The organism is Commensalibacter sp. Nvir (genome assembly GCF_963921845.1).
GTDB lineage: Bacteria > Pseudomonadota > Alphaproteobacteria > Acetobacterales > Acetobacteraceae > Commensalibacter.
Window position 1 is genome coordinate 1 of record NZ_CAWUGZ010000027.1, and the last position, 7,390, is coordinate 7,390.

Genomic DNA, 7,390 nt, shown 5'->3' on the forward strand with positions numbered 1-7,390 from the left:
TCTGTGCTTTAAATAAGGAATTTTTTATCAAATTTACTTTTATAAAAATAGGAAATTGTTGATTGCAAAAGGATTTATTTATTAAATATAATATTCTTTTAAAGGAGCAAAACCATTGAACTGTGTTGAACAGTATGTGGATACATAGGCACCTGTTGATAATAATGAAATACAATCCCCAGCAGTTAAAGTTAAAGGCAAAGTGTAATTAGATTTTTGATACAGTATGTCAACGCCATCGCAAGAGGGGCCAGCAATAATAACGGGCTCTGTCTTTAATCCATCATAAGGTGTCTCGATAGGATAACGTATTGCCTCGCCTTCGGTTTCTGCTAAGCCTCCAAAGCGACCAATATCAAGATATATCCATTTAGGAGAATTGATGTTTCCTCTGTGACTGGCTAGAATAACTTCTGTAGAAATAACGCCAGCGTTGCCGACAATAAAGCGCCCAGGTTCTAATATAATTCTAGGCATGATGTGTGGAAAATGTTCATTTAAAGCGGATCGTATAGTTTTTGCAAATTCTTCAATTGTTGGAACAGTTTCACAATAAGTAATGGGAAAACCACCGCCTAAGTTAATCATCTCCAAGTAAATATTATGCTTGGCCAAACCTTGGAAAACTTTTGCGCTTTGGCGAATAGCAGAAGCATAAGCGCGAGGGTCAGTTTGTTGACTTCCAACATGAAAAGAAACGCCATAAGGATGAAGTCCAAGTGTTTTTGCTTTTATCAATAACTCAATAGCATAGGCGTTAGTTGTACCAAATTTACTTGATAATGGCCAGTCTGCACCCTGATTATCCACTAATATACGACAATAAACTTTAGATTTTGGTGCATGTTCAGCAATTTTATGCAACTCTTCAATACTATCAAAAACATACATTTCAATTCCTATTTGATGGGCTTGTTGAATTGAAGATGTTTTTTTAATAGTGTTTCCAAAGGATATATGCTTAGGCTTAGCACCTGCATTAATGCATTGTTGTATTTCTTCCCACGATGCAGCGTCAAAAAAAGAACGATTTGAAACTAATTTGCTTAAAATAGCACGAGCAGGATTGGCTTTAACTGCATAGTAAATATGCGCCTTAGGGAGGGCATGTTGAAGGTTGCGATAATTATTTTCAACTTGTTCTACATCAACTACTAGGCAAGGAGTTGATAACGCATTATTTGCTAGAAATTGTGATATTTTTGAATTCATGAATTTTTTTCTTTCATGTCCAAACCTGTTTCTTTACAACGAGAAGAGGAAATCTTGCATTACCAAAAGCTAAATGGATTGCATTACACTTAAAATTACAATTATTTAAAGAATAAAAATAAGTGAATCGATCCAGTTATTATGGTGTTCTTAGTGGATATGATCTTTTTTTAATGTAAAAGCAACTGTTAATTTGTAAAGTGATTAAAAAGACAATCTTAACTATTTACTTAAACTTAAAAATTATAATAAAAAATTTAAAAACAAAACGAAGTTTAATAAAACTAGAGATATAGAGTGAAGCTAACTAACATTTTTCAAAAAACTAACTGGAGTTAAAGGTATAGAATGGATAGTTCAGCGGACTCCTCAAAAAAAGTTTTTTCTTTAGATAGAAATTGTTCACCTTTGAAAATTTCTATAGGGGGTTGGTTTGAAATCTTAAAAAATACCATCATGGCTTTAATTAATGGACCTTCGACTTTAGTATCTGCCGGATGTGCTTTTTTTTCGACGTTATCCTTATTTCCAACCGCAAGCAGTTTGATCTCAATTTATGGCTTATTATTTGACCCCCAAACCGTTGAACCACAGCTTAAATTTTTATCTCACTTTTTACCTCCTTCTGTTTATCAATTTTTGCAACAAATGATAAAAAATCTTGTTGAACAAACTAATTCAACACTCACAACGCAATTGGTTATTTCTATTCTTTTGGCATTGTGGGCTTCTGCAATTGGTACAAAAGGGTTAATTACAGGATTGAATATTACCTATAATGTAGAAGAAGCACGTAATTTTTTTAAGTTTCAAGTGGTATCATTTACGCTAACATTATTTGCAATTTTAGGTATGATTTTGACATTGGCTATTGTAGTAGCTCTTCCTGCTATTATTAATACATTGCCTTTAAAGCTTTTTTACGAAGTGGTGAATTTTCACCCCATAGTAGGCCAATTGATCCAGTCTTTTAATATTGTAAGAACATCAAGTAATTTAGTTGTTTTATTTTTTATTATGGGTATTTTTGCTCTTTTTTATCGTTACGGGCCTTGTCGAAATGACGTCAAATGGCGTTGGATTTTCCCCGGGGTTATTGCTTCAACCTTTTTATCTTTGGTGTCAGCCTTACTTTTTTCATTTTATGTTGCTCATTTAGCTAATTTTACGAGTACTTATGGACCTTTGGGTACCATCGCGGCTGTTATGATGTGGTTTTGGGTTTCCTGTTATGTAGTATTATTGGGTGCTCAATTTAATGCAAAAATAGAAGAGTACGTCATGAAAAACAGTTTTAAAATACAAGGTCCAACTTAAAAACAGAATAAAATTTTGTATCTAAGTAAATATTGTATACATTGCTTATGGTTTAATTAGGAGCTTGAGCAACTTCAATAGCACGTATTGGAGTGATAGTTACTTGGGCTGTACCTTTTTTAATCATGCCGATCTTTGCTGCAGCAGCTTTTGATAAGTCAATTATTCTGTTGCCCGTAAAAGGTCCACGATCGTTAATTACCACTATTACAGCATGCCCAGTGTCTTTAGAACGAACAAGTACTCTTGTTCCCATAGGTAAACTGGGATGTGCGGCGGTTAGACTATTTTTGTTAAAAAGTGCCCCAGAAAAAGTTCGTGAATGGGAATGCCTTCCACCGTACCAACTAGCAGTACCACTTTCTTCATTACTTTTATTAACATTACGAATTGTTTCGATATTAGCTGATGTAATAGGTTGATAAACCTTGTGACGGTGTAAATAACGAATATGTGTTCTTTTTCGAGTGGATTTAATATTTTTTTTTGTCAATGATCTAATAGGACGTTTAGATTCTATAGACATTGATGCGTGTGCACCGTTTAAGGGATATAATCCTAAACCTGTCAAAAAACATAATCCTATTAGTTTACTGTAATTACGTTTCATGTAACCCCAAATTCTAGATTTTGTTTTCTAACAATTTGTTAGAAAACATAAAGATAATTTTATTAAGGTTATAAAAACCTCACATAGAAATAGCGCACTATATCATATATGAAATTAAAATGTTATAAAAAAGAAAAGTTGAGTAAAATATTCTTATTTATCAATCTATTAATACAAAATAAGCTCACTATAACACACACATGGTTTTGTTTTATAAAGTTGAAAGGAACTCAGTTTAAATATAAATCAACTTGATGTAATATAAAGAGTTATTTATTAAAGGTCTCAAACATACAGTTTTTCAGTATAATATATGCGTATTAAAAGGCGTCTCCGTAGTGATAGAATTACCTCTTGTATATGTTTTAAATGGTCCAAATCTTAATATGTTAGGAATGAGACAACCGGAGATTTATGGTCAAGCGACTCTGGACGATGTTGAACAAATTTGTATTCAAAATGCAGAACAAGCTGAAATAGCTATTGATTTTCGTCAGACGAATGATGAGGGAGAACTTGTTTCTTGGATTCAAGAATGCAGAGGTAGGGCTAAAGGTATAATTATTAATGCCGGTGCGTATAGTCATACCTCTATTGCTATTTTAGATGCCTTGCTTTCTGTTGAGTTGCCAGTAATAGAGGTGCACATTTCTAATATTTACCGTCGAGAATCTTTTAGACATCATTCTTACGTGTCGCAAGCAGCAATGGGCGTTATTTGTGGTTTTGGTCTGCAAGGGTATGCTTTAGCACTTGCAGCGATAGCAAACCTTATTTTAGAAGAGGATAGTTAATGAGCAAAATGCTCGTCGATGTAGAAATTATTCGTATTTTGGCCAATATTTTGACCGAAACAGGGTTAAGTGAAATTGAAATTGCCGAAAAGGATCAACGTATCCGCGTGGCAAGAAACTTAACGCATAATGCTGTTGTATCTCCTGTTTTAGAAGCAAAACAAGAAACGGAAGCAACCCAACAATTTTCTGAAAGTCAACAAGATCCCGCTAAACATCCCGGTGCTGTATTAAGTCCAATGATTGGTATTGCTTATCTTACCCCAGAACCATCATCTCCTCCATTGGTAAGTGTTGGGCAAGAAGTGCAAGCTGGTCAGGTTGTTATGCTTATTGAAGCAATGAAGACGTTTAATCAAATTCGTGCTCACAAAGCCGGCAAAATAACGCGTATTTTGATATCTTCTGGTGAGCCTGTCGAATACGGTGAAGCATTGATGATTATAGAGTAGGTCATATGTTTACAAAAATTCTGATTGCGAACCGTGGTGAAATAGCACTTCGTATTTTAAGAGCTTGTCGAGAAATGGGTATTCGTACGGTGGCGGTTCATTCTACGGCCGATTCAGATGCGATGCACGTTCGATTAGCCGATGAAAGTGTTTGTATAGGTCCACCTTCTTTAACGGAAAGTTATTTAAATAAAGCAGCAATTCTTTCTGCCGCCACAATTACAGGTGCAGAGGCTATTCATCCTGGTTATGGATTTTTATCCGAAAACGCTGAGTTTGCAGAATTGGTTGAGATGCACGATATCGTTTTTGTTGGACCGACTTCTCAGCATATTCGAATGATGGGTGACAAAATTCAAGCCAAAGCGACTATGAAGAAGTTTAACGTGCCACTTGTCCCAGGATCCGATGGAGCGGTGAAGGATGTTGAATCTGCAAAAAAAATTGCTTTAGAGGTAGGTTATCCTGTTTTAATAAAAGCAACTGCTGGTGGTGGCGGTAGAGGAATGAAAGTCGCTAAAAATGAATCAGAACTTGAAGAGGCGTGGCACATAGCTCGATCTGAAGCAAAAATGGCTTTTGGTAATGATGAAGTTTATCTAGAAAAATATATGGATAAACCACGTCATATTGAGGTTCAGATCATAGGTGACCAACACGGCAATGTTTTATTTTTAGGGGAAAGGGATTGTTCGTTACAACGTAGGCATCAGAAAGTTTTGGAAGAAGCCACTTCTCCTGTTTTAACTAAAGAGCAGCGTCAGTTTATAGGAGATGTCTCAGCCAACGCCATGAGAAAGCTTGGGTATTGTAATGCGGGGACCTTGGAATTCTTATATCAAGATGGACATTTTTGTTTTATCGAGATGAATACTCGCTTACAAGTAGAACACCCTGTCACCGAATTTATATCTAACGTTGATTTGGTTTCTGAGCAAATACGAGTGGCAGCAGGTGAGGCGCTCAGTGTTAAGCAAAACGATGTACATTTTCAAGGGCACGCGATTGAATGTCGTATTAATGCAGAAGATCCAATAACGTTTGTTCCCAACCCTGGTAAAATCAATGTGTTTCATGCTCCTGGTGGGTTAGGCGTACGACTAGATAGTGCTTTGTATGTGGGATATTCTATTCCGTCTTATTATGATAGTATGATCGCAAAATTGATTGTTCACGCTCCAAATCGCCCATTAGCCATTGCTAGGATGAAAAGAGCGCTAGAAGAAATGGTTATTTCTGGCGTCAAAACAAATATAGCGCTGCATCAGAAAATTTTATCCAATGAAGAGTTTATAAAAGGAGAATATACAATTCATTGGTTAGAACGATTCATCGAGAAAAATATAAAAGCCTGTTAATAAGGAGTTTATATTTGATCTATGTATATTGGATAACAGAATTAAGAGGGACGTCAATTTTTTGACGTCCATTTAATCCTTTTAATTCAATTAATGCAGCTGCTCCGACAATATCTGCACCTGCTTTGCGAAGCAAATCAATCGCTGCTTGTAACGTACCACCAGTTGCTAAAAGATCATCGACAATAACAACGCGTTGGCCAGGCTTAATGGCATCTTCCTGAATATGAATACAATTTTGCCCATATTCTAGTTCGTATTCAATGGAAATTGTTTTTCCAGGAAGCTTCCCTGGTTTACGAATCATAATCATTCCGCAACCCAGAGCGGAAGCTAGTGGTGAGGCACTAACAAACCCACGTGATTCTATGCCTGCAATAAGGTCTGGCTGCCATCGGGCGACACTGTGTGCCATACGAGCGGTAGCAATTTGCCAAGCATCTGCATTTTTTAATAGCGTAGAAATATCATAGAATAATATTCCTTTTTTGGGATAGTCCGGAATAGAACGAATATAATCTTTTAAGTTAATTTCTGGAGGACAAAAAGGTGTTTTGTGTGCAAGGACCATATTTACATTTCTAAATAATAAAATAATTCAGAGCTAGATTTAAAGCGTAATCCTGAATATCACAATAGTTTTTTCTATTTTAAGAATCATTAAAATCTGAGGGAAATTGTTGCTGCCAAGCTTCTTTTCCTTTTTTCCCTTTTTTTTCCATATAAGGCATCAAAAGATGAAGAAGAAAAGGTTTTAACATGATAAGTTTGATTTGAAAGCCTGACCATTTAGGGATGAAATACTCTAGTTTTTTTTGCCGAATAGCTTTTAAAACCGTCTGGCAAATAATATCTGTTGATAATGGAGGCGTGCAAAAATTAAGTAAAGATCCACCATCTTTTACTTCTTGACGAAGCATTTTTGTATTAATTGCAGCAGGATGAATGGAAGATACATAAATATTTTTTTTCCTAAGTTCCAGCGCTAATGCGAGTGCAAATCCGCGTAATCCAAACTTACTAGCAGAATAAACAGCGCTATTTTTTAAAGGGAATAAACCACCTAAAGAATTAATAAAAATTATGGATCCTTTTCTTTTAATAAGAGGTAAAAGCCCTTTCGTTATATAAATGGCTCCTGTCAAATTTACCTGAATTTGATCTTGAATTGTTTTATCATTTTGATTAAATAAAGAACCAGGATAAATATTCCCAGCACTATGAACAAGCACATCAATTTGACCAAAACGAGATTGTATGTCGTGGCAGAGATAATGAACTTCAGTAGCTTGGGAAATGTCGCATACACATCCCGTTACATGTTTTCCAAAATGTAAAGAGATTTGCTCGAGTTGAGCTAAATTACGGGCAATCATAACAATGCGATAGTTTTGTTTTAACAAGCATTGAACCAGTGCTCTGCCCACTCCACCCGTTGCACCAGTAATGACAGCAATTTTTTTGGGACGATTGAAAATATTAAAGCGCATGGGACATTCTCAATTTCGCATAAAATGCAATAAAATTAGATTCAAAGTTACGTTGCGATTGTAATCTATCGGGATAGTTTAAAAGATATTTTAGAATGCTTTTAGATTTAAGCAAATGATTTATTAATTGTTTTGAGATATTAATCAAGTTTATTTA

8 protein-coding genes are annotated in these 7,390 nt (G+C 35.3%); 4 read left to right on the forward strand and 4 right to left on the reverse strand.

Translation table 11 applies throughout. The features are described from left to right. Positions 1 to 81: 81 nt before the first annotated feature. Entirely contained in the window at positions 82 to 1,212 is a 1,131-nt protein-coding gene (locus AABE15_RS02005; protein WP_338329611.1) for a type III PLP-dependent enzyme, read from the reverse strand. A 348-nt stretch (positions 1,213 to 1,560) separates the two neighbouring features. Here AABE15_RS02005 and AABE15_RS02010 point away from each other — a divergent pair, with 348 nt between their 5' ends. Beyond that, positions 1,561 to 2,529, forward strand: a complete 969-nt coding sequence (locus AABE15_RS02010) for a YihY/virulence factor BrkB family protein (protein WP_338329612.1) — start codon at positions 1,561 to 1,563, stop codon at positions 2,527 to 2,529. Positions 2,530 to 2,581: 52 nt separating this feature from the next. On the opposite strand, the gene AABE15_RS02015 is transcribed toward AABE15_RS02010, so the two are convergent. After that, a complete protein-coding gene (locus tag AABE15_RS02015) occupies positions 2,582 to 3,139 on the reverse strand; it encodes a septal ring lytic transglycosylase RlpA family protein (RefSeq protein ID WP_338329613.1) in 558 nt (185 codons plus the stop codon). A 341-nt stretch (positions 3,140 to 3,480) separates the two neighbouring features. Here AABE15_RS02015 and aroQ point away from each other — a divergent pair, with 341 nt between their 5' ends. Genes aroQ through accC form a run of 3 tightly spaced genes read left to right on the forward strand, consistent with a single transcriptional unit; the run spans position 3,481 to position 5,743 of the window. After that, entirely contained in the window at positions 3,481 to 3,933 is a 453-nt protein-coding gene (aroQ, locus tag AABE15_RS02020; protein ID WP_338329618.1) for a type II 3-dehydroquinate dehydratase, read from the forward strand. Continuing rightward, positions 3,933 to 4,385: an acetyl-CoA carboxylase biotin carboxyl carrier protein subunit gene (locus tag AABE15_RS02025; RefSeq protein WP_338329614.1), complete on the forward strand. Its 453-nt coding sequence runs from the start codon at positions 3,933 to 3,935 to the stop codon at positions 4,383 to 4,385. The genes aroQ and AABE15_RS02025 overlap by 1 nt, the downstream gene beginning before the upstream one ends. 5 nt (positions 4,386 to 4,390) lie before the next feature. Beyond that, positions 4,391 to 5,743 (forward strand): acetyl-CoA carboxylase biotin carboxylase subunit, encoded by a 1,353-nt coding sequence (gene accC / locus AABE15_RS02030; RefSeq protein ID WP_338329615.1) that lies wholly within the window; start codon positions 4,391 to 4,393, stop codon positions 5,741 to 5,743. A 19-nt stretch (positions 5,744 to 5,762) separates the two neighbouring features. Here accC and AABE15_RS02035 read toward each other — a convergent pair whose 3' ends face one another. Both AABE15_RS02035 and AABE15_RS02040 read right to left on the reverse strand, forming a co-directional pair. Further along, positions 5,763 to 6,314 carry an adenine phosphoribosyltransferase gene (locus AABE15_RS02035; RefSeq protein ID WP_338329616.1) on the reverse strand — a complete coding sequence of 184 codons (552 nt, stop codon included), beginning with the start codon at positions 6,312 to 6,314 and terminating at the stop codon, positions 5,763 to 5,765. A 79-nt stretch (positions 6,315 to 6,393) separates the two neighbouring features. Further along, positions 6,394 to 7,233: an SDR family oxidoreductase gene (locus AABE15_RS02040; RefSeq protein WP_338329617.1), complete on the reverse strand. Its 840-nt coding sequence runs from the start codon at positions 7,231 to 7,233 to the stop codon at positions 6,394 to 6,396. Positions 7,234 to 7,390 lie beyond the last annotated feature (157 nt).

Bases quoted from the DNA above. Each gene is read 5' to 3' on its own strand.
- AABE15_RS02035 (WP_338329616.1), bottom strand. From the start codon at position 6,314: ATGGTCCTTGCACACAAAACACCTTTTTGTCCTCCAGAAATTAACTTA.
- AABE15_RS02005 (WP_338329611.1), bottom strand. From the start codon at position 1,212: ATGAATTCAAAAATATCACAATTTCTAGCAAATAATGCGTTATCAACT.
- AABE15_RS02015 (WP_338329613.1), bottom strand. From the start codon at position 3,139: ATGAAACGTAATTACAGTAAACTAATAGGATTATGTTTTTTGACAGGT.
- accC (WP_338329615.1), top strand. From the start codon at position 4,391: ATGTTTACAAAAATTCTGATTGCGAACCGTGGTGAAATAGCACTTCGT.
- AABE15_RS02010 (WP_338329612.1), top strand. From the start codon at position 1,561: ATGGATAGTTCAGCGGACTCCTCAAAAAAAGTTTTTTCTTTAGATAGA.
- AABE15_RS02040 (WP_338329617.1), bottom strand. From the start codon at position 7,233: ATGCGCTTTAATATTTTCAATCGTCCCAAAAAAATTGCTGTCATTACT.
- AABE15_RS02025 (WP_338329614.1), top strand. From the start codon at position 3,933: ATGAGCAAAATGCTCGTCGATGTAGAAATTATTCGTATTTTGGCCAAT.